The sequence below is a fragment of the Mammaliicoccus sp. B-M6 genome, from assembly GCF_022386965.1.
Lineage (GTDB): Bacteria > Bacillota > Bacilli > Staphylococcales > Staphylococcaceae > Mammaliicoccus > Mammaliicoccus sciuri_A.
Map to the genome: position 1 here is coordinate 1 of NZ_JAJNHJ010000021.1, position 19,967 is coordinate 19,967.

The following is a 19,967-nucleotide window of genomic DNA, read 5'->3' on the forward strand; positions in this document are numbered from 1 at the left end:
AACTAGGCTACTTATCCCCTATAGAATATAGGGAATTAGCAGCCTAGAAAATAGTGTTTTTATTGAGCTCCCTTAGTAAGGGTGCAGTGCCTTAATATCCTAGCCTTTTATATATTCTTCTATTTAATCAACCTCGTTATGCTTCTTCTTTCAACTCACCATCTACCATTTTAAATACTTTATCACAGTATGATGTCAGTCTTTGATCGTGCGTTACGATAATACATAATTTATTTAATTCTTTTGTTTCTCTTCTCAATATTTCCATAACTTCTATTGCATTTTCTGTATCTAATGATGCAGTCGGTTCGTCTGCTAATATAACCGATGGATTTGTGTAAAGTGCTTTAGCGATAGCCACTCTTTGTTTTTGCCCACCTGATATTTCACTTGGTAATTGAGATAAAATTTTATCCAAACCGAGTTGTTTCAATAACCTTGTATGTTCTTCTTCATTCATGACGTCTTTTTTCACTTTTTTAAGTAATTCAAATTGTTGTTGTACGGTTAAAAACGGTATTAAATTACTTGTTTGAAGTATAAATCCGATTTCTTTTAATCGTAGTTTAGATAATTGTTTTTCATTAAATTGATTGATATTTTGACCGTTTAAAGACACAGTACCTTCTGATGGTAATTGCAAGGCACCTGCCATTGTTAACAATGTACTTTTCCCTGATCCTGATGGTCCAATAATGGCAACTAGTTCGCCTTTTTCTAATTTAAAGTTGGTTGATTTTACTGCTTCTATCGTTCTATTACCGTCTTTAAATGACTTTGTGACATTCTCAAATGCTAACATGATTCCGCCTCCTAACTAATGACTTTCAATGGTTCTACTTTTCGTATACTTAATACTGAGAATAAACTACCTAAAATTGCGACGATAATAAGCACGATACCGTATAACAACATTGTTAAATAATCAAATTTAATAGGCACTGCTTCTGGTAAGAACGAACCTGTTAACACCGTTAATCCAAAGCCAATCAATGTACCGATTAAAGCGATAATAATCGTTTGGCTCATGACTGAACGTGCTAAAAAGCCATTCGTTAATCCTTGTGCTTTTAAGACACCAAATAAATTTCTCTTTTGTAACGTAATAATGTATAAGAATATACCAATAACCATTGCTGAAATCGCAAATAAGAACACAATCATAAAGTTTAATGTTAAATTTTGCGCTTGATAGCCTGGTAACTTCGTAATAAATGATTCAATGTCATCAACTTCTAAATCTTTGTTTAATTCAACATCTTTCCAATTTTTATCTTTAACGACTAGCGCATTGATCTTATCGTCTTTTAACATCGGATTTAATTTCCCAATCGTTTCATTATTTGTAAATAAAACAGGTGATGCATTAAATTTAGAACTCACTGAGAAACCGACAATTTTTAATTCTTCATCACTATTTGAAAGTGTTAATGTGTCCCCGATTTTGAAGCCTTTTGTTTTTAAAGTATAATCTGCAACGACTTCATTATTCTTCTCAAAAAGTTTACCGTCTTCTATTTTAGGCATTAAGAAACCTTCTCCATCGATACCAAAGACCGTCGCATTCTCTTTATTTTTACCGTCTGAAGCAATAACAGCTGTTTGCTTTAAGCCTTCGCTTTTATCAAATTTGCCTTTAACATCATCTGTATTAATAGATGATTGTGCAACTGTTTGATTGGCATCTTTATTCAATACAATCGCATCTGCTTTCCATAAATCGACTGCTTCCCTATTCATATTCATCAAACCATTTGCTAATCCTGATAATAAGAATAAAAGATAGCTAATCATAACTAATACGCCAATGATTAGACCAAACTTCGTCTTATTTCGTCTCATTTCATTCCAAGCTAAAAACATACTTCCAGCCCTTTCTTGAATCCAAATTTTCTATTATTTAATTATAACATTATTATTTAATTATCTTAAAATAATAGCAACATTGTATTTATAAAAACGTTCATGTATAATTGATAACGATTATCAATTAAGGAGGTGTCAAATTGTCACAAAAAGAAATTTGCATCATTGGTACGCCACATATTCGGTTAGACCAAAGCAATCAATATTTTTTAGAAACTTATCAACGATACTTAGAAGACGCTAAAGTCATTTTGAATAAATTACAGCAATACAATCCAGATTTAATCGCAATTGAATGAGATATTAAAAATAAAAATCAATTAGATAAAGACTTTAATCAATTATCCCGTAAACATTTGCCGCTTCAACTCAACGAACATCATTTTTTAGCGATACCACTCGCATTAAAATTAAATTTACCAACTGTTATACCAATGGACAACAATCAAATGCAAACACGTAAGATTCGTGCAGCATTTGCAGATGAATACCTTGAAAATGATAACCCTATACTATACCAACATTTAAACGAAGCAAAACAAAGTCATCAAAATAAAAAGGGACAAGATTTATCATTATATGAACAGTTAACGGAATATCAAGATTCAGTCATTCCTTTAGAACAAGTTTTTGCTATTCGTTCACTTGCAGATAGTCCAGGTATCGCCTTTTCACTTGAATGGTTAGAACGTAATCAATTTATGGCCAACCACATCATGAAAAATGCGCTCAACCATGATAGAACCGTTGTCTTTACAGGTATGAGTCATGTCAGAATTTTAAAATTCATGATAGAATCAACAGATTTATTTAAAGTCGTTCCATCAATAAATATATTAGAATAAAGGAGCATACATAATGAAAAAGTTACTTTTATTAATGGTCATCACACTTATATTAGCAGCATGTGGTCAAACAAAAGGAACAAGTGATTCAGACAGCAAGAAAGAAACAGTCACAGTTAACCAAAAATATGAATTACGTGGTAAATATAAAGACGGTAGAGATGCAGAACAGAAAGACGAAAAAGTTAAAATCACGAAAGATCCTAAAAAAGTCGTTACATTTGATTACGGAGCAACAGACATCATTAAAGCACTCGGTAAAGAAAATAATGTAGCCGGTATTTCAATAGGTTCAAGTGATTCTATGCTACCTAAAGAATTAAAATCTTTTACGAAAGATAAATATACAAATGTCGGTGAATTAGGAAAACCAAATTTTGAAAAAAATAGCTGAAATCGATCCAGATTTGATTATCTTTTCAAATCGTACAGAAACATTAAAAGAATTTAAAAAAGCTGCCCCTAACGCATCACTTCTTTATATAGGTTCAGATGATAATGCCGTCGTAAAATCCGTTTCAGATAATACGACGAAACTCGGAAAGATTTTTGGAGAAGAAAAGAAAGCTAAAGAACTTACAGATCAACTTAAAAATGAAGAACAAAAAGCTAAGAAATCAGTTAAAAATATAGATAACAGTGTCATGCTGATGCTTACAAGTCAAGGTGAATTATCAACATACGGACCAGGCTGAAGATTCGGTGGCCTACTCTACGATCAACTTGGATTTAAACCAGCAGATAAAAAAGTGAAACCAAATCCACACGGCCAACCCGTCAGCTTTGAATACGTCGCTTCAAAAGATCCAGAAGTCATATTCGCTATGGATAGAGACAAAGCAACAGATGGAAAAGGAACAAGTAAGAAAGTACTAGGAAATGACGTACTTAAAGACGTAGATGCCATAAAAAATAATAACATCATTAACTTAGACGCAAAATCATGGTACTTCTCATCAGGTGGAATCAAATCTACAACGAAACAAATACAAGAAATACAACAAATCGCGAAGAAATTACAATCACAGAAATAATGTGTGTGGATGGTGATGTTGAATGTTTGGCTAACTATCATTATTCGGAATTCTGGTAATTAGAATGCCCTAACTATCATTATTCGGAATTCTGGTATTTAGATGGGCGCTCTCTTACGGAGATTTCTCAGAATTCTGTCCATTACGACATTCAAACTTTATCATCTTATATGACGAAAAACGCCACTAGCTCCTGCCAGTGGCGTTTCTCTATTTAATATGTGCTAATTACCTAACTACATGAATATCTGTAAATTCATCTAGTTCATCATAACTAGTTGTTGAGAATTCAGATATAACGGCACCTTCTTCTCCTGCTTGAAACCAATGTTTTGTATGTGATGGGATGGTATATTGTTCTCCTGGCAATAATTGTACTTCATGAAATACTGTATAATATTCAGCCTTTCCTTCTGGTATCTTCGCTGATAATTCACCAACATTTCTTTCACCTTCTACATATAAATATACTTCTCCTTTTCTACACCTAAAAGTTTCTATTTTACCTTTCTTCCCTAGTTTGTCTGGATGTATATGTTCTGGGCATGTTTGACGTGGCAACAACACCATTTCTTTAGCGCAATAGCCATTATCATTAACGTAAACAATTAAGTTAAGGCCTTCTGTTTCAATATGATTGAGTCCAAAGTCAGCATATTCTATATTTTCAATTTCATAATCTGTAAAATTTATATTCGATGACAAAAAATATTCTTTCACTTTATTCTTATAATGACTATTCATAACTATCACCTTTATTATGATATTTTAAGATCGTCCCATGAAATCTCTTCTTCTTGTTTTTCTTTAACGACTACTTCAGCATTTACATCTACTCGTTTTTTCAATATTAATATTGTAACTGCTGTTGCTAAAGAGCCAATCAGTAATGCGAAAATAAAACTAAGAGGATTAGTCATAGTTGGTAATGCAAACATACCTGATGCTGGAATATGACTATCTGCTCCCCATAGCATACTGAGACCTCCACCAATAGCTCCACCTATTCCCGTAGCGATAATATTTTTTCCTAAGTCATTTAAAATAATTGGAAAGCACCCTTCAGTAATTTGGCATACACCCATCGGAAAGGCAGTTTTTAAAGTTGTAATTTCTTGTTTATTAAAAATATTTTTGTTAACTACTTTTCCTATAAAATATGCCATCGTTAAACCAAATGGTGTCACCATAGATGCGAGTATAAGTACAGTAACTGGTTCATAGATACCTTCTGAAAATAATGCGAATACAAATGCAAACACAACTTTATTAATTGGTCCTCCATAATCTATAGAAGATAATATACCTATTATTGCACCATATAAAAATAGTGAAGATGTATTTAAGTTACCTAAATATGTTGTAATCAATTCAGTAAACCAAGTGATCGGTGTACCAACAACATAATACATAATAACACCAGCAATAAAAGTACTTAAAAAAGGAAATACAAGCGTTGGCATGAGTCCTTCTATCCATGATGGAACTTTAATGTAAGTCGTTAATAAGACAACAACTATTCCAACAATATAACCACTTACGAGTCCTCCAAGAAATCCCGCTTCAATACCAGATGCAACCATCCCTACAATTAATCCCGGTGCAATTCCCGGTTTATCTGCAATAGAGTACGCAATAGCTGTTGATACAATCATGGGCAATAGACTCAAACCATATCCACCCATTGTAGTCATGGCATCAGAAAACTTAAATCCTTCTTTAAAATTCTCTATTTCTTGACCACCTGTTAAGTTCCCAATTGCTAACAAAAACCCCGATGCAACAATGATTGGTAAAAAGAATGAAATTGCCGTCATTAAATGTCGTTTAAATCCAATTTCTTTGAGTATCATTATTTATCAAACCCCTTTTTGATTTAAATCGTCAACTCTTCTAACTTTTCAACTAATTTTGTTGGTGATTTAACAACTAAACTCGTTGGAACTTCTACAACCTTCTTCCCTTCAAATCTTTCACGTCCACCTATTTTTATATCCGCTGCAATTAATACCACATCTGCATTATTAATATCTTCTTGTTTAAGTTCATCTTGTGTTCCTGATAACCCTTGAGTTTCTAAACTAATTTCATGCCCTCTATCTTTTGCTACATTTGTTAACTTTTCTTTTGCTATATATGTGTGTGCAATACCTGCAGTACATGCTGCAATACCTACTATATTCATAACATCCACCCCTTAATATAAATTTGCTTTATTAACTGAATTAAATAAGTTTATTTTTTCTACAGCAACTTTCTTAGTTTCTTCAATACAAGATGGGAAGAGCACATTAGGTTCTCTCGCTTCACTATCTTGATTGTCTAAAACATCACGTAGTTTATTCGTAAATGCAATTTTAATATCACTTGAAATGTTAATTTTATTAATTCCGAGTTTAACTGCCTCTTGAATTTCATTATCCGGATTACTTGATCCTCCATGAAGTACTAATGGTATATCTGTCAGATGACTTGTTTCTTTCAAAATATCTAACTTTAATTCTGGTTTCATGTTTTTAGGATATATACCATGCGCAGTTCCTATAGCAATTGCTAAACTATCAACACCCGTTCTTTCAAGAAATTCTTGTGCAGTCGATGGATCTGTATAGATTACTTCAGACACACCACCTTCAACCGTGTTACCCGTATCGCCAATCGTTCCTAATTCCGCTTCTACCGATACACCAACAGGATGAGCAATATCAACCACTTTCTTAGTAACCGCGACATTTTCTTCAAATGGTAAATGAGATGCATCAATCATAACTGAAGTAAAACCTAATTTAATAGCATGTATAACTTGTTCATAGCTAGCACCATGATCTAAATGAATACACACAGGCACTTTACTATGATTTGCAAAATATTTAACTTGAGCAACGAAACTATCTGTTAAAAACTTTAACTCATCTGGATGAATCGCAATCATAACTGGTGATTCAGTTTCTTCACAAGCTTGCATTACTGCATCTAATAACTGTCCAGAACCTGCATTAAATGCTGGTACTGCGAATTTATTTTCATTAGCTACTCTTAAAATTTCTTTACCACTGATTAACATATTAATCTCCCCTTATGCATTTATAATTAAATCGTATAATTCTTCTTTATTATTGATTTGTTTTATTGCACTAATGAATGATTCTCTAGCTAATAATGTCGCTACTTTTTGCAATAAGATGATATGTGTTGTCGTCGCATCTGTATCTTTTACTGCAAATAATATGACAACTTCAACAGGTTCTTCATCTAGCGTTTCCCAAGCGATTTTATTTTTTAATGTCGCTATTGCGACAGTTGTTTCACTTACAGATTCAGACTTCCCATGTGGTATTGCAATACCGTCTCCAATACCCGTTATGCCTTCACTTTCTCGTAAATATATATCCTCTAAAAATTGCTGTTGATTTTCAATATATTGTTTATTTTTTAATAAACTACATAAATCTTCTAAAATAGCTTCTTTACTATTTGCATCGCTGTTTATAATCATTAAGTCTTTGTTGATAATTGTTTGTAAATTGATCGTATCTTCCATTTAACTCAACTCCTTTAATGAATAATCAATCAGATCTATATCCTTGTCAGAAAGCACTGGACTGATGCAAATAACTGGTTTTTCAAAATGTTTGTTATCTACTCTTATTGTTGAAAATATAATATCTACTTCTTCCTCAATGAACTTACTGTTTTTCTGCATTTGTCTATGACTCATAGTCGATATTATTTTTAAATTTGGAAAACTATTTTTCAATCTAATTTGAAGCAGTTCAGAAGTCCCAATACCAGTTGAGCAAACAAGCAATACTTTCTTTCTATGTTCTTTTTCTAGTTTAAATTTTTCAAAATACAATGAAATATATCCTACTTCCGCTTCATCAATATCTGCATATTCATTTAAATGTTTGTTAATACCTTCAGATATTTCTAACAGTTTAATAAAAGTTTCTTGATATTCTAAAATCAATTCTTTCAACATATTATTTTCAAGCTTTATCCCCATTCTTAGCCTTCCTATCATGGGCAATATATGGTTATATAAATCTTGATATAATTTTTCTTTCTCATTTACATCACTTTTTTCTATACCGAAAAATTGTGATACAAATTCAAGGGTTATTTCATTTGCATTAAATTTATCCTTTTTCATATACTCTTTTTTCTCGATATTTAACGAATACAAGTTTTGAAAAATGAAGAATGCTTCTAATTCATGTAATTCGCAACAAAGATGTTTACTTAAATTATGTGAAAGAATATCTGCTGTTTCTTTTATATTTTTATTTAGTTGCATTTTATCCTTTTCTTCATCATCTAAAGCATCTTGGTTTTGTAATTGATTGACTCTACCTTCTCTATAACGTTTCAACACCATATATAAATGAGTAAATATGCTGACGTCATATGGGTAATATAAATTTACGTTTAACTTTTCTTCTATAAGAAGTATTTGATGATCTAGAAAGTGTTTATCTGATGCATTAATATCCAAGCCCATATCATCTAGCACTTGATTTTTATTTATTGAAAGTAGTATCGCATTAATAGCGCGTCTTATATCAACTTCATCACCTTTTACATAAATGACGTTATGCATATTGTATACATTAATATCAAAGTCATTTAAATATTCGATGATACTTCTAATTCTTCTTTCTTCAGTACTCTCACTAAAATAACTTTGACTAAAAATATGATTTTTTCTTAACTTTTTAGGATGTTGAAATAACAAATTCATCATAATCTCTAACAAGAAATTTTCTTCCTTGATTGTCACAATTGAATAAATGTTCTTATCAATATAAAATTTATTGATTTTATAACCTTTGCCAGTTTCAGACTCTATCATCTTCTCACCATATTGTTCTTCTGTGACTTCATTAATTTTCTTAACAAGTCTATAGATTGTTTTAGATGAGACTAATAATTTATTAGATACATCATTGGAAGAGATAAAATCGTAAAAGTTTAACTGATTGATGAGTTGCTCTTCCTTAGAGCTGAATAACATGTCATCACCTCCTGTTAAGTGTCATTATACTTTAATTGTAAACGTTTACACTTCAATATCTGTCCTTAACTATGGACAATTTATTATTCACTAATAATTTATTGAGTATTCAATCGCATCAAAAAACGCCACTGGCTCCTGCCAGTGGCGTTTTCCATTATCTTTTCTGTTTCACTTTCATAATATATCCGAACAATCCGATTCCCCATAATAAAAATAGTGGATCCCACACGAATGCTTGTCCGAAGGCAGTAAAATAGTTATGGTTCTCGATTATTTTACACATTTTCAATATGCCAATTATCATGTTTAATCCGCCATATATCATCAGAAATATACTTCCTATTAAAGATATGATATATATTTTCTTATCATAATGATTTGTTAATGTTAATGGCACGATGGTCGCTAAAAATTTAAATACACCTATTAGCAATAGCGCGATATTAATCCATATTCCAAACTGTGCACTTAACGTGAAGATCCATGAGCCAACTGTTATGAGACCCGCTTCTCCACCAAGTCCCCAATACAATGAAAATAGTGCATGCACACTTCCTGCTATGATAAATAATGATATATACTTTTTCATTCAATCACCTATTATAATCATAAATTTTCTGCGATATATATTTTTATATTTCGATAACTTGTATTGTATTTTTAATTTCAGTTGCTAAATCAGTCGTTCGCCATTCTCTTTGATAACCGAGACATGGACATATATATTGAATACCACTTTCTTCTATTATATTACGAAAATGCACATGCCCCATAATGCTGTACTTGATTGGATATGCTTCATAGAACTTGTCAAAGTCTGATGTACCTATAAACGCATTAAAATAATCAAATATTCTATGTGGCATTGGAACTGCAAATTTACGATTGGTCACAATATGCGTCATTAATATAATATTTTTATCTTTCACCTGTTCTAAATCATTTCTCACGGATTCTGCAGCTAATCGCGACATCTCTAAGTCTGACTTACCCCAATCGATATGTTCTTTATCTAACCATGTAGAGCCGTAATATTTTCTACGTTCTAATCTTTCCATACTAAATTTGTTTTGATCTGCAAAGCTATAATCATACCAGCCACTATGCCCGACAATTGCCCAATCTTCATTCACAATATATGGACTTGCTATAATACTTTCAGGCTGCGCTTTATAATATTCAAAAATTTCATAAGAACTTTTTTCTTCTTGATCTTTTTTCCAATAATCATGATTGCCTGGTATAAACAGCACTTCAACTTTAGAATGACGCTTAACATTTTGAACAAACTGCATCGTCTGTAAATAATGATTTGAAACATCACCTGCTATTAATAAAAGGTCTAAATTCAAGTGAGTAATTTCTTGAGCTAAAATATATTCAAAATCTTGAGGGTAGTAATCTTTACTTCTATCTATATGCAAATCTGAAATGGTACCAATTCTCATATGCATGACCTAGCTTTCTTTAAAATAACGTTGTATATCAATTTTATATTAACATATTCTATCCATGTATCCTTTATAATAGAATTAAGATTTAAATAGGAGGTTTTAAGTTGAATATTTTACAATTTGAAGACTACTTAAAAATAGATACAGAATCTTTTAATCAAGTAGATTTGCGCACTTTGAACCACTATATCGAAAGATTCATGTACACTGTACCTTTCGAAAATATTAGCGTTCAAAATAATGAACCAATTTCAGTGAACATTGATGATTTATTTAACAAAATTGTACAACGCCATCGTGGTGGATTTTGTTATGAATTAAATACGATTTTTCAATATTATTTAAAAGAAAAAGGTTTTAACGTTGATCGTGTGTCAGGAACGATTCATACACCAGATGACAATTGGAGTAGAGACGGTTCACATATGTCAACACTCGTACATTTAGATCAAACATATATTGCAGACGTAGGATTTGGGGATTTACCAACAAAAGCTATTCCAATTTCTCAACCAGATAATATTCAAGTCATTGATGATGTTAACGGTCATTATCGTGCTATTTTAGACGAAGATAGTGTCATTCACCTTCAAAAACAGTTAGATGACCAATCATGGCGAACATCTTATTTAACAAATGAAATCAGTAGGCCGTGGGACTTCTTTATAGAACATTTAGATTATAATGAACACAATCCTGATTCAATATTTGTTCAGAAACTTATTATTACAATGGCTAAAGAATATGGTAGAGTAAGCATGTCTTATGATCATTTAACCATTACGTCTAAAAATGATAAACAAAAAGAAAGCTTCAAACGTGATCAATATAAAGCCATATTAAAAAAATATTTCGGAATAGATGAAACAATTCATACGCTGGAAAGTTGAGGTTTTAAGTGTGATATCAAATAGTGAATTACAAGAACTAGATTTATTTGATTTAATCAGTGAACGTCATGGACTTGTACGTTCAAGAATAGAAAATATGTGGAACGAAACACATGACATGCATATTTCAGGATCTGAATGGTACATTATGGCTAAAATTTATAAACATAAAAGAACGATGGCATATATTAACAAGCACGTTAATATCTCTAGACAAGCCGTTCATAAATTTGTAAAACAATTAAACAACAAAGGCCTAGTCGATATACAAGATGTTGAAGGTAACAAGAAAGAAAAGTCCATACAATTAACTGCTCTCGGTGAATCTTGTTATCTTGAAAGTAAACAACATAAAGCGTTGTTAGAACAACAAATTATAGAAACAATTGGTGAAGATAACGTTCATAAATTAATAGAAATTATGAAAATGGATTGGAAAATAGAATAACTTTTTGTAAACCTAGTTGACAATATAACGAAATTTCTGCTAAAATAAATGAGTTATTATTTTAATAATAATACTAATAATTCAAACTATGCTTTTGCTAGTTGCATACGCTCTCAGCAAAATATTAATACACATTAATCGTGTATTCACTAGTAGAAGGAGATTAAAGAATTCATGATCAAAGCAGAAGGAGAAGTTAAAAGTCCAAAAGCAATGGCCTTAATATTAATGTTAGGTGCATTTATAGGCTTATTTGGAGAAACAGCATTAAACATGGGTTTAACAAATGTTATGGAAGATTATCATATAAGTGCACCACTGGCACAATGGTTAACAACTGGTTATCTATTAGTCCTTGCTATACTCGTTCCAATTTCCGCCTATTTAACACGTTGGTTTACAACACGTCAGCTTGTTTTAGGTGGATTTATTATTTCATTAATCGGTACTTTGTTTGCAGCCTATTCACCTGTCTTTGCCATATTGATGATTGGGCGTCTCATTCAAGCTATTGGAACAGGTATTATCCTGCCTGTTATGATGACCGTTATGCTCACAATATTCCCAATCAATAAACGTGGTATCGTAATGGGTATAATGGGATTAGTCATTACGCTCGCACCAGCTATCGGACCAACACTTTCTGGGATTATTATATCAACATTAAGTTGGCATTTTATTTTTTGGTTTAGCGCATTATTTTATATCGTTTTATCCATTTTCGCATACGCTAAAATTAGTAATGTTTCAGAAATTACAAAACCAAAAATCGACTTTATCTCTATCATTTTATCTACCGTTGGATTTGCAGGATTAATTTACGCATTAAGTACGATGGCAGAAGTTTCGATTAGTTCTCCTGTCGTATGGCTACCACTTATCGTTGCGATAATAGCGTTAATACTTTTCTGTATGAGACAATTAAAAATGAAAGAACCAATGTTAAATCTATCGGTCTTTAAACATCCGATGTTTACGTTAGGTGTCATAATGATTTTCTTATTAATGTTGGTTATATTATCAACAGCTATTTTATTACCTATTTATTTAAAAGGTAGCCTACTTTTATCAGCTGCACTCGCTGGTTTAGTCTTATTACCAGGAAATGCAACAAACTTTGTTTTATCTCCTATTATCGGAACAATGTTTGATAAATATGGCGCAAGATATTTTTGTATAGCTGGATTTTTATTAATATTAATTTCGAGTATTGGATTTACAATCGTACTCTCATCATCTACACCTGTCTGGGTGATCATTTGTTTATTCATCGTACTATTTCTAGGTGTAACGATGGTTATGATGCCAGCTCAAACGAATGGCCTTAACCAACTACCACCAAACTTGTATGCAGATGGTTCAGCCGCTATGAATACATTAATGCAAGTTGCAGGTTCTGCTGGTACAGCACTAGCTATAACACTTTATACTATCGGACAACAACAAGTAACAGGTAACTCAAGTGATTTAAATGGAAGAGAAATAATCGCACATGCTGTACAATTTGTATTTTATTTTATAAGTACAGTTGCAGCATTAGGACTCATCACATCATTATTTGTTAAAAGCAAACAATAAAAAAAGCCGGAGACCTCATAAACGTCTCCGGCTTTCTACATATATTAATCTGTTTTTACTTTACCTTTTTGTAATTCTTGTTCTGTCCACCATAGTGCATCTTCAGGATTTTTAACGGCATGTTCGAAATCTTTTTTAGAAGATACTGTTGGATATGATCCTTTTAATGCTTTACCTGAAGTTGTTTCAAACAGGAATAGTATCGTTACAAATCCTATAACACTTACAGCTGTTAAATAATAAGCTGGTGCTAATGGATTTTGTGTGACATGTACTAACCATGTTGAAACTAATGGTGTTGTACCACCAAATATTGAAACAGATACGTTAAATGTAACGGCTAATGTACGGTAACGAACATCTGTATAGAAAATACTTGGTAATAAACTTGGCATTGCACCTTCATATGTTGATAAGAAGAAACCAAGAATAAAGATACCTAATGATATAAACATTAATTGGTTAAGTCCTATGAAATAGAACGCTAGCATTGAAAATGCTGTTAAACCAAATGTACCGAATAACACAACTTTTTTGTTACCGATTTTGTCACTTAAACGACCGAATATAAATGCTAATGGCACCATAATAACCATTACACTTGTAATCAATACAGTACTAACTGTAGTTGAAATACCAATTACTTCGTCTAAGTATGACGGCATATAAGAAAGTAACATATAGTTTGTAATATTAAAGAACGCAACTGCTATAAAGCAAACGATAATATCTTTTTTATGATTTTGAATAATTGAAATGAATGGTTCTGGTTTTTCATCATTCTCAGAAATATCATTTTCAAAAATTGGTGTTTCGTCTAAATGTCTTCTTAAATAAAGTCCAACTAAACCAAGAGGTGCACCTAGAATGAATGGAATTCTCCAACCCCATGCTTGCATTTGTGCATCTGATAAACCAATAAATAATCCACTTGCTAATAACGAAGCTAAAATATAACCACCTAAAGTACCAATTTCTAATCCACTACCTAAAGCACTTCTTCTATTGTCTGGAGAAGATTCTGCAATATATACCATTGCACCTGCATATTCCCCACCAGTTGAGAACCCTTGAATAATTCTCGCTAGTAATAATAAGACTGGTGCCCAAATACCTATTTGATCATAAGTAGGCAATAATCCAATTAATAACGTTGAAGCTGCCATCAATACGATAGTAGTTGTAAGAACGGTTTTTCGGCCAAGTTTATCGCCGATTTTACCAAATATAATACCTCCAAGTGGTCTCATTAAGAACGCAATCGCAAATGTAGCGAAAGTAAATACTAATTTCAGTTCATCATTTTCAACTGATGTAAAGAAATTCTTACTAATGATAATTGCTAAATAAGAATAAAGACCAAAGTCAAACCATTCCATAGCATTACCAATACCTGTAGCATAAACACTTTTTTTAGTTTGTTTCATATCTACAACATTTATTTTATTCTTGTTGAATTTCATGTTTTTATAAACACCCTTTCAATATAGTTATGTATACTACCATATTGAAAAATAAGCACAACTGTAATTTTACACTTTGTTAAGCATCCACTTTTGTGAAAAACACCACAAGTATATAACCTTATTAGCCTCATAAGTGGTCGACCAATGTTGTAAAATTACTTATATTTCTTGGGTGATTTTATAAAAAAAACAGAAAAAAGCTCTTTCAAAGCTTTTTTCTGTTCTAATTATTTTAAATTATTTCAATCTTTGAACCTTCTTGAAGTGTCACGATTTCTTTGTCTTCTAAATATAATGATCCAGATTGTTCTGCATTTGTACTTCCATCAAATTTTAAAGTAATATGACCTAAATCATTTAAATTTTTATTTACTGCAGAACCTACTTTTGTAATTTTATATTCTGTTCCATCAATGAATAATTTATTTGATTCAGTAATCTCATTTTCAACTGGATTAATATCAATAATGTAACAAAAATCTACTAATTCATTTGGTGCGTTATCACCAAATAATATAATCATCTTTTCTGCTTCAAATGCATTAGCATCTTTTCCTATTTTTTTAATCTCTGTTTGATACATGTCATTTACTCTCCTTAATTATTTATATAGACCGAAGCTTGCTAACCAGGCGACGAATACCCTAGGAACACCGTTTAAGAACCGTGAATATAGAACAGATGGCACACCAACTTCAATCGTTTTAGTTTCTGCTTCTGCTAAACCTAATCCAACCGGAATAAAGTCTGCAGCATTTTGTGTATTTATTGCAAATAATGCTGGTAATGCTAAATGAGGTGGGATGTTACCTTTACCAATTTCAACACCAATAAGTGTTCCTAATACTTGACCAATAACGCCTCCAGGTCCTAATAATGGACTTAAGAATGGTAATGAACATATAAGTCCAATAGCTAATAATCCCCAAATATTACCTGCTAATGGTGACATAAATTTAGCAAATAAATCACCAATTCCTGATCCTTGAATAATACCAATTAGTAATGCAACAAATCCCATAAATGGAATGATTGTATGCAACATCGTTTCTACTGCATCACGAGCAGCTTGGTAGAAAGTATTGATTACTTTACCTGCACCTAAACCTATTTTAGTTAAAAGTGATTTATTCTCTTGCTCTGCTCTTGTTTCCATAATTTTTTTATTCTTAGAATAAGTCGTTTTTTCTTCTGAAGTATCTGCAGAATTGTTAGAGTCAGTATCATTACCAGTAGAATTACTTTCTCCAGCTACTGTCACTTGATCAACATCCACATTAGAAACATAAATTTCTTCAGTAATATATTGTCTTAATGGACCACTTTTACCAGTTGCCATTATATTTATTGTAGGGATACCTTTTTGAGGATATATACCACATCTCAAAGTTCCACCACAATCAATAACAGCAACCATGATTTCATCTTCAGGTACTGATGTTTCAAAACCATTAACTGGTGTTCCTCCAGTTATTTCACAAATTTTATCAACGATATCTGGTTTATGACCACCAGTAACATACATAACTTTATCTTTTTTACCTTCAATACCTATTTCTAATGGTCCACCAAATCCACCTGAACCTTTTACAATTTTAGCTTTTTGACTCATTTTATGTCACCTCACCCTTCAAGTTTAACTTCAGTACTTAATTTAACTTTTTGTTGTTTCTCAACATAACTTGTTGTAAAGTCTGTTACCCATCCACCAATAAAGTTCATAACAAGACCAACTAGTAAATATCTAACTGCTAAATCTGTCATTGGTAATCCCAACTGTTGAATACCATTTGCAATACCCATAAAAATAAATAACTCTGCTGGGTTTATATGTGGGAAAATACCATTACTTGTATGTGCAAATTGTGCAGCTGATGCAAAATAACTTGGTTTATATTTTTCAGGCATAAATCTACCGAGCGAATGTACCATTGGATTTGCTAACATAAACGATCCTAAGAATGGTAATACTAAATATCTTAATAATGGGTTTTTGGATGATTTTTGAGCAATAATATTAATACGGTGTTCTCCTATTAATTGAATTAAAGTATTCATTGCAATTAATAACATTAAAACGAGTGGTACAATTGTTGTCATCCAGTCTATAAATGTATCTGCACCTGTTTGAAATAACTTAATAAATCCTTCAGCTAACTTAACTATGAAGTCCATGATGATTTACTCCCTTCTTTTTTAAACATTCCATTTATTTTTTTAACTGCCTTCATCATTGGAGATGGAATCTTCTCAATTTCTCCACCTGATTGAATGACGTTAAATGTATGTTGTGCGTCCAATATTGCTTTAATTAACAATTTGTTATATTTTTTCAAATCTGTATCTCTTAATTTATTGATTTTATAACCATCTAAACCTTTTAATTTTTTAAATTTAGAAAATACGGTTACCCCTTGCATATATCTTGCTTCTTCGATTTCATTCCGATTATTTATTTGTAGTAAAACGAGTGTCCCAGCTTTAAAAATTGCTGGTCTTCTCCCTATTGCTACACGACCATTTTCACGCATGCTCGTATAATGCTTTGTAAAATTTTTAATTTGAAGTAGTCCTAATAAATACTGAATTACAAATCCAACAGCTAACATGATAATCAATATAATAAAAAACATAACTAACCTCCGATTTCTTTATTTAGTATATGTGCAAGCGATATATAATCCGTATCATGATTGATTTTTTCAATGATATAACTGTTAGCTGTAATTGCTAATATTTCTTCATATAATCGAATTAGTACCGCTTCATTACCTTCATTTTCTGGTGTTGCTACCATTACAATAATTTTTACATTTTCATAATCTAATAGAGGTTCATCTAATATACAAAACTTCACCCATATATCATTTAGACTGTGGCTAGTATGAGGGAAGCCTAATAAACCAGTTATTGTAGATTTATTATCTTCTCTTTCTAGTATTCTATTCGAAAAGCCAGAATCTACTTTCTCTTCATCAATCATTTCAAGTGATAAATACTTAATAACATCTTTGTAATTCATTCTTTTACTAATATGATAAACATCAGACTCGTTGATAAAATCAACTAAAATACTATTATTAAATAATTGGCGATTATTAACATCTTTATATATTAGAAACTGCTCTATTTTAAGCTTCAAAGCTTGTTCATCTAAAATATTATCTACATAAATAATTTTATTAAATAATCTATTACTTTTTATTGTTGAAACTACTAGATCATATTGATCTATATCATTCAATTGAATTTGATTTTCATTTATTACTTTCACTTGAATATCTTTACCAAAAATTCTTTCTAACTGCACTGTTACCAATTTTCCACTACTTAATCCCTGATCTGTTATAAACGCAATCGACTTTATTTCTTTTAACTTTTGTTCTAATTGCTGCAAGTAAACACTAAAATATATAGATAAAAATCCAAGTTCATTTAAAGGAACTTCTATATCTAATTCTTTTTCAATATTTTCTGCAAGTACCTTTGATAATTCATAAGCAAATGGGTATCTCTTTTTAACCTCATCTATTAAATCATTATGAATATTAATCTCGAATATGAGTCTATTTATGAGATATTTGATATGAAGTTTTATATCATTACTGAACAGTTGCTCATCTATTTTTATAGTGTAGTAAAAGTTAATGTCTTTAATAGTATTTTCAATAATACTATTAAGTATTGTCTGATCTTGTTCATTTATCATTTCATCTATAATCGAAGCTCTCCTACCAATAATTTGAAAGACGATTAATAGAATTTCTAAGTTAGGAAATACAACTTCATAATGTTTCTTAATATAATCCTTAATGCCACTGACAACTTTGAAGTCTTCCGATTCATACACTCTCTCGTCTATTTGAACATTTTGTTGAATATTAAATCCTTCGTCCAATCTAGTTAATATGACCTGTGTAGAAAGTCTTAATCTTCTATAACTAGTAGCATCTAAGTTAAACTTATCTTGAATATTTTTTAAAGTTTCATTTATATGGTCGGGTAATATAGCACTTTTATATTGATTCGGAAAACATTCAATCAATACTTTCCTTACTTCAATTTCACTACCTTCGATTCTGAGACCAACGTTTTGAGTACCTTTAATTTCAACTTTGTAATTTTTTAATATGTTTTTTATTTCTATCAACGTATTATTAACGATACTTTTACTTATATATAGTTCTTCAGCAATGTCATCGATTGTACAAACACCATTATTCAATAAATAGTAAAAGACACTTTCTTCTCTAGCTTCGACTTCATGAATGCTTTTACTTATATTATTTTTCAGTTTTTGTAAAATATTAAAGAATACTGATTCATCTAATACAATCATCGATATTTCATGATGATCTTTAATAATACTGATTGAACCACCAAAATGTGTAAGTAGTTGATTAATATAGTTAGATAACGTTCTTTGAGATATAGAAAGTTGGTGGGCAAGTTTATCAGTTGATATGTGTTCTTTCTGCAATACTTCTATTATTAATAAATGTTTTTTATTCAATAACATAACTTCCCCACCTTTCTATCTCTTAATTTAACCTCTTGATTTACCACCAGAAATGTTAATTGTTGTCCCCGTAATATAGCTTGATTTGTCTGAGCTTAAATAACAAACTAAATCAGCTACTTCTTTTAATTCTCCTACTCTTCCTAATGGTATAGATTTTGAATAATCACCATTAAGTTTATCGACAGTTGTATTTCTACTATAAGCTAATGCTTCCTCATATTGTTTTGTGCGTAACCCAGTCTCTTCTAATATTCCTGGAGCAATTGCTACAACTTTAATATTATATTTACCTAATTCTTTAGCCCAACTTCTTGTAAATCCAATTAATGCAGCTTTTGTAGCAGAATATATACTTTGACCTTCTGAGCCTTCTTGACCAGCTTCACTCGCAATATTAACAATAATACCTTTATTATTTTTGACGAATTGTCTACTTACTTCTTGGCTAAATAATATAGGTCCTTTTAAATTCACGCCAAACATTAAATCTAAATCTTTCATATTAATTTCGTATTCTGGTTTTTCACCTTTAACATCCACTAATAATCTAGGTAAGTTTATGCCTGCATTATTAACAAGTACATCAATTTGAGATTGCTCTTCTAAAATTTGACTAACTGTACTTTGAACCGCTTCTTCATCTGTAACATCCGTTTGAATAAAATGATAATGTTCATTATCAATTGGATTATCTTTTAAATCTACATTATATACAATTGCACCATTTTCTAATAGTGAATTCACAATCTGTCTACCGATTCCAGATGTTCCACCTGTAACAATTATTACTTTACGTTCTATCTCTAACCAATTATTAGACATATCTATTGCCTCCTATGTAATTTGT

Annotated in this window: 23 protein-coding genes and 1 pseudogene; 7 read left to right on the plus strand and 17 right to left on the minus strand. The window is 31.1% G+C overall.

What is annotated here, in order from left to right:
• Positions 1-136: 136 nt before the first annotated feature.
• Together LQ693_RS08775 and LQ693_RS08780 are read right to left on the minus strand one after the other, a co-directional pair.
• A complete protein-coding gene (locus tag LQ693_RS08775) occupies positions 137-802 on the minus strand; it encodes an ABC transporter ATP-binding protein (RefSeq protein WP_107577397.1) in 666 nt (221 codons plus the stop codon).
• 11 nt (positions 803-813) lie between these two features.
• Positions 814-1,863 carry an ABC transporter permease gene (locus LQ693_RS08780; RefSeq protein ID WP_119651198.1) on the minus strand — a complete coding sequence of 350 codons (1,050 nt, stop codon included), beginning with the start codon at positions 1,861-1,863 and terminating at the stop codon, positions 814-816.
• Between the two features lie 143 nt (positions 1,864-2,006).
• Here LQ693_RS08780 and LQ693_RS08785 point away from each other — a divergent pair, with 143 nt between their 5' ends.
• The 4 genes and pseudogenes from LQ693_RS08785 (at position 2,007) to LQ693_RS08800 (ending at position 3,745) form a co-directional block, all read left to right on the plus strand.
• Positions 2,007-2,165, plus strand: coding sequence for a hypothetical protein (locus LQ693_RS08785; protein ID WP_160166431.1), 159 nt, complete (start codon positions 2,007-2,009; stop codon positions 2,163-2,165).
• 3 nt (positions 2,166-2,168) lie between these two features.
• The gene (locus LQ693_RS08790; RefSeq protein ID WP_345772880.1) at positions 2,169-2,711 is read left to right on the plus strand and encodes a DUF5694 domain-containing protein; all 543 of its coding nucleotides are present in this window, start codon (positions 2,169-2,171) and stop codon (positions 2,709-2,711) included.
• Positions 2,712-2,724: 13 nt separating this feature from the next.
• Entirely contained in the window at positions 2,725-3,105 is a 381-nt protein-coding gene (locus LQ693_RS08795; RefSeq protein ID WP_233670660.1) for a substrate-binding domain-containing protein, read from the plus strand.
• A gap of 13 nt (positions 3,106-3,118) precedes the next feature.
• Positions 3,119-3,745 (plus strand): annotated as a pseudogene (locus tag LQ693_RS08800) (ABC transporter substrate-binding protein).
• A gap of 228 nt (positions 3,746-3,973) precedes the next feature.
• Here LQ693_RS08800 and LQ693_RS08805 read toward each other — a convergent pair.
• The 8 genes from LQ693_RS08805 to LQ693_RS08840 all read right to left on the minus strand — a co-directional run bounded on the left by LQ693_RS08805 (position 3,974) and on the right by LQ693_RS08840 (position 10,210).
• Entirely contained in the window at positions 3,974-4,489 is a 516-nt protein-coding gene (locus tag LQ693_RS08805; protein WP_049319626.1) for a D-lyxose/D-mannose family sugar isomerase, read from the minus strand.
• Positions 4,490-4,503: 14 nt separating this feature from the next.
• Complete coding sequence (locus tag LQ693_RS08810) at positions 4,504-5,598, minus strand: PTS fructose transporter subunit IIC (RefSeq protein ID WP_239703165.1); 1,095 nt, start codon at positions 5,596-5,598, stop codon at positions 4,504-4,506.
• Positions 5,599-5,621: 23 nt separating this feature from the next.
• Entirely contained in the window at positions 5,622-5,930 is a 309-nt protein-coding gene (locus tag LQ693_RS08815) for a PTS fructose transporter subunit IIB (RefSeq protein ID WP_049319624.1), read from the minus strand.
• Positions 5,931-5,942: 12 nt separating this feature from the next.
• Positions 5,943-6,809: a ketose-bisphosphate aldolase gene (locus tag LQ693_RS08820; protein ID WP_119651201.1), complete on the minus strand. Its 867-nt coding sequence runs from the start codon at positions 6,807-6,809 to the stop codon at positions 5,943-5,945.
• A gap of 12 nt (positions 6,810-6,821) precedes the next feature.
• Positions 6,822-7,286: a PTS sugar transporter subunit IIA gene (locus LQ693_RS08825; protein ID WP_119651202.1), complete on the minus strand. Its 465-nt coding sequence runs from the start codon at positions 7,284-7,286 to the stop codon at positions 6,822-6,824.
• A complete protein-coding gene (locus tag LQ693_RS08830) occupies positions 7,287-8,759 on the minus strand; it encodes a BglG family transcription antiterminator (RefSeq protein WP_119651203.1) in 1,473 nt (490 codons plus the stop codon).
• 157 nt (positions 8,760-8,916) lie between these two features.
• Entirely contained in the window at positions 8,917-9,351 is a 435-nt protein-coding gene (locus LQ693_RS08835; protein WP_119651204.1) for a DUF3995 domain-containing protein, read from the minus strand.
• Between the two features lie 43 nt (positions 9,352-9,394).
• A complete protein-coding gene (locus tag LQ693_RS08840) occupies positions 9,395-10,210 on the minus strand; it encodes a metallophosphoesterase (protein ID WP_119651220.1) in 816 nt (271 codons plus the stop codon).
• A gap of 110 nt (positions 10,211-10,320) precedes the next feature.
• Here LQ693_RS08840 and LQ693_RS08845 point away from each other — a divergent pair, with 110 nt between their 5' ends.
• From LQ693_RS08845 to LQ693_RS08855, 3 genes are all read left to right on the plus strand, one after another.
• Positions 10,321-11,106: an arylamine N-acetyltransferase family protein gene (locus LQ693_RS08845; RefSeq protein WP_119651205.1), complete on the plus strand. Its 786-nt coding sequence runs from the start codon at positions 10,321-10,323 to the stop codon at positions 11,104-11,106.
• Positions 11,107-11,116: 10 nt separating this feature from the next.
• Entirely contained in the window at positions 11,117-11,554 is a 438-nt protein-coding gene (locus LQ693_RS08850) for a MarR family winged helix-turn-helix transcriptional regulator (RefSeq protein ID WP_232173647.1), read from the plus strand.
• 174 nt (positions 11,555-11,728) lie between these two features.
• Complete coding sequence (locus LQ693_RS08855; protein ID WP_275584180.1) at positions 11,729-13,132, plus strand: DHA2 family efflux MFS transporter permease subunit; 1,404 nt, start codon at positions 11,729-11,731, stop codon at positions 13,130-13,132.
• A gap of 44 nt (positions 13,133-13,176) precedes the next feature.
• Here LQ693_RS08855 and LQ693_RS08860 read toward each other — a convergent pair whose 3' ends face one another.
• The 7 genes from LQ693_RS08860 to LQ693_RS08890 form a co-directional block, all read right to left on the minus strand.
• On the minus strand, positions 13,177-14,595 hold the full coding sequence (locus LQ693_RS08860; protein WP_037589343.1) for an MFS transporter: 1,419 nt from the start codon (positions 14,593-14,595) through the stop codon (positions 13,177-13,179).
• A gap of 235 nt (positions 14,596-14,830) precedes the next feature.
• A complete protein-coding gene (locus LQ693_RS08865) occupies positions 14,831-15,181 on the minus strand; it encodes a PTS glucitol/sorbitol transporter subunit IIA (protein ID WP_025905736.1) in 351 nt (116 codons plus the stop codon).
• A gap of 18 nt (positions 15,182-15,199) precedes the next feature.
• Positions 15,200-16,210, minus strand: a complete 1,011-nt coding sequence (gene srlE / locus LQ693_RS08870; protein ID WP_025905737.1) for a PTS glucitol/sorbitol transporter subunit IIB — start codon at positions 16,208-16,210, stop codon at positions 15,200-15,202.
• 11 nt (positions 16,211-16,221) lie between these two features.
• Complete coding sequence (srlA, locus tag LQ693_RS08875; protein ID WP_025905738.1) at positions 16,222-16,773, minus strand: PTS glucitol/sorbitol transporter subunit IIC; 552 nt, start codon at positions 16,771-16,773, stop codon at positions 16,222-16,224.
• On the minus strand, positions 16,761-17,231 hold the full coding sequence (locus LQ693_RS08880; RefSeq protein WP_049319612.1) for a transcriptional regulator GutM: 471 nt from the start codon (positions 17,229-17,231) through the stop codon (positions 16,761-16,763). The genes srlA and LQ693_RS08880 overlap by 13 nt, the downstream gene beginning before the upstream one ends.
• Positions 17,232-17,233: 2 nt before the next feature.
• A complete protein-coding gene (locus tag LQ693_RS08885) occupies positions 17,234-19,117 on the minus strand; it encodes a BglG family transcription antiterminator (RefSeq protein WP_103361941.1) in 1,884 nt (627 codons plus the stop codon).
• 27 nt (positions 19,118-19,144) lie between these two features.
• On the minus strand, positions 19,145-19,942 hold the full coding sequence (locus tag LQ693_RS08890) for an SDR family oxidoreductase (protein WP_037589348.1): 798 nt from the start codon (positions 19,940-19,942) through the stop codon (positions 19,145-19,147).
• Between the last annotated feature and the right edge of the window lie 25 nt (positions 19,943-19,967).

What these genes read in the sequence shown, in the direction of transcription:
- LQ693_RS08815 (WP_049319624.1), bottom strand. Translation starts at nt 5,930, where the DNA reads ATGAATATAGTAGGTATTGCAGCATGTACTGCAGGTATTGCACACACA.
- LQ693_RS08855 (WP_275584180.1), top strand. Translation starts at nt 11,729, where the DNA reads ATGATCAAAGCAGAAGGAGAAGTTAAAAGTCCAAAAGCAATGGCCTTA.
- LQ693_RS08780 (WP_119651198.1), bottom strand. Translation starts at nt 1,863, where the DNA reads ATGTTTTTAGCTTGGAATGAAATGAGACGAAATAAGACGAAGTTTGGT.
- LQ693_RS08810 (WP_239703165.1), bottom strand. Translation starts at nt 5,598, where the DNA reads ATGATACTCAAAGAAATTGGATTTAAACGACATTTAATGACGGCAATT.
- LQ693_RS08880 (WP_049319612.1), bottom strand. Translation starts at nt 17,231, where the DNA reads ATGTTTTTTATTATATTGATTATCATGTTAGCTGTTGGATTTGTAATT.
- LQ693_RS08820 (WP_119651201.1), bottom strand. Translation starts at nt 6,809, where the DNA reads ATGTTAATCAGTGGTAAAGAAATTTTAAGAGTAGCTAATGAAAATAAA.
- srlA (WP_025905738.1), bottom strand. Translation starts at nt 16,773, where the DNA reads ATGGACTTCATAGTTAAGTTAGCTGAAGGATTTATTAAGTTATTTCAA.
- LQ693_RS08830 (WP_119651203.1), bottom strand. Translation starts at nt 8,759, where the DNA reads ATGTTATTCAGCTCTAAGGAAGAGCAACTCATCAATCAGTTAAACTTT.
- LQ693_RS08865 (WP_025905736.1), bottom strand. Translation starts at nt 15,181, where the DNA reads ATGTATCAAACAGAGATTAAAAAAATAGGAAAAGATGCTAATGCATTT.
- LQ693_RS08835 (WP_119651204.1), bottom strand. Translation starts at nt 9,351, where the DNA reads ATGAAAAAGTATATATCATTATTTATCATAGCAGGAAGTGTGCATGCA.
- srlE (WP_025905737.1), bottom strand. Translation starts at nt 16,210, where the DNA reads ATGAGTCAAAAAGCTAAAATTGTAAAAGGTTCAGGTGGATTTGGTGGA.
- LQ693_RS08805 (WP_049319626.1), bottom strand. Translation starts at nt 4,489, where the DNA reads ATGAATAGTCATTATAAGAATAAAGTGAAAGAATATTTTTTGTCATCG.
- LQ693_RS08825 (WP_119651202.1), bottom strand. Translation starts at nt 7,286, where the DNA reads ATGGAAGATACGATCAATTTACAAACAATTATCAACAAAGACTTAATG.
- LQ693_RS08885 (WP_103361941.1), bottom strand. Translation starts at nt 19,117, where the DNA reads ATGTTATTGAATAAAAAACATTTATTAATAATAGAAGTATTGCAGAAA.
- LQ693_RS08860 (WP_037589343.1), bottom strand. Translation starts at nt 14,595, where the DNA reads ATGAAATTCAACAAGAATAAAATAAATGTTGTAGATATGAAACAAACT.
- LQ693_RS08795 (WP_233670660.1), top strand. Translation starts at nt 2,725, where the DNA reads ATGAAAAAGTTACTTTTATTAATGGTCATCACACTTATATTAGCAGCA.
- LQ693_RS08840 (WP_119651220.1), bottom strand. Translation starts at nt 10,210, where the DNA reads ATGAGAATTGGTACCATTTCAGATTTGCATATAGATAGAAGTAAAGAT.
- LQ693_RS08890 (WP_037589348.1), bottom strand. Translation starts at nt 19,942, where the DNA reads ATGTCTAATAATTGGTTAGAGATAGAACGTAAAGTAATAATTGTTACA.
- LQ693_RS08775 (WP_107577397.1), bottom strand. Translation starts at nt 802, where the DNA reads ATGTTAGCATTTGAGAATGTCACAAAGTCATTTAAAGACGGTAATAGA.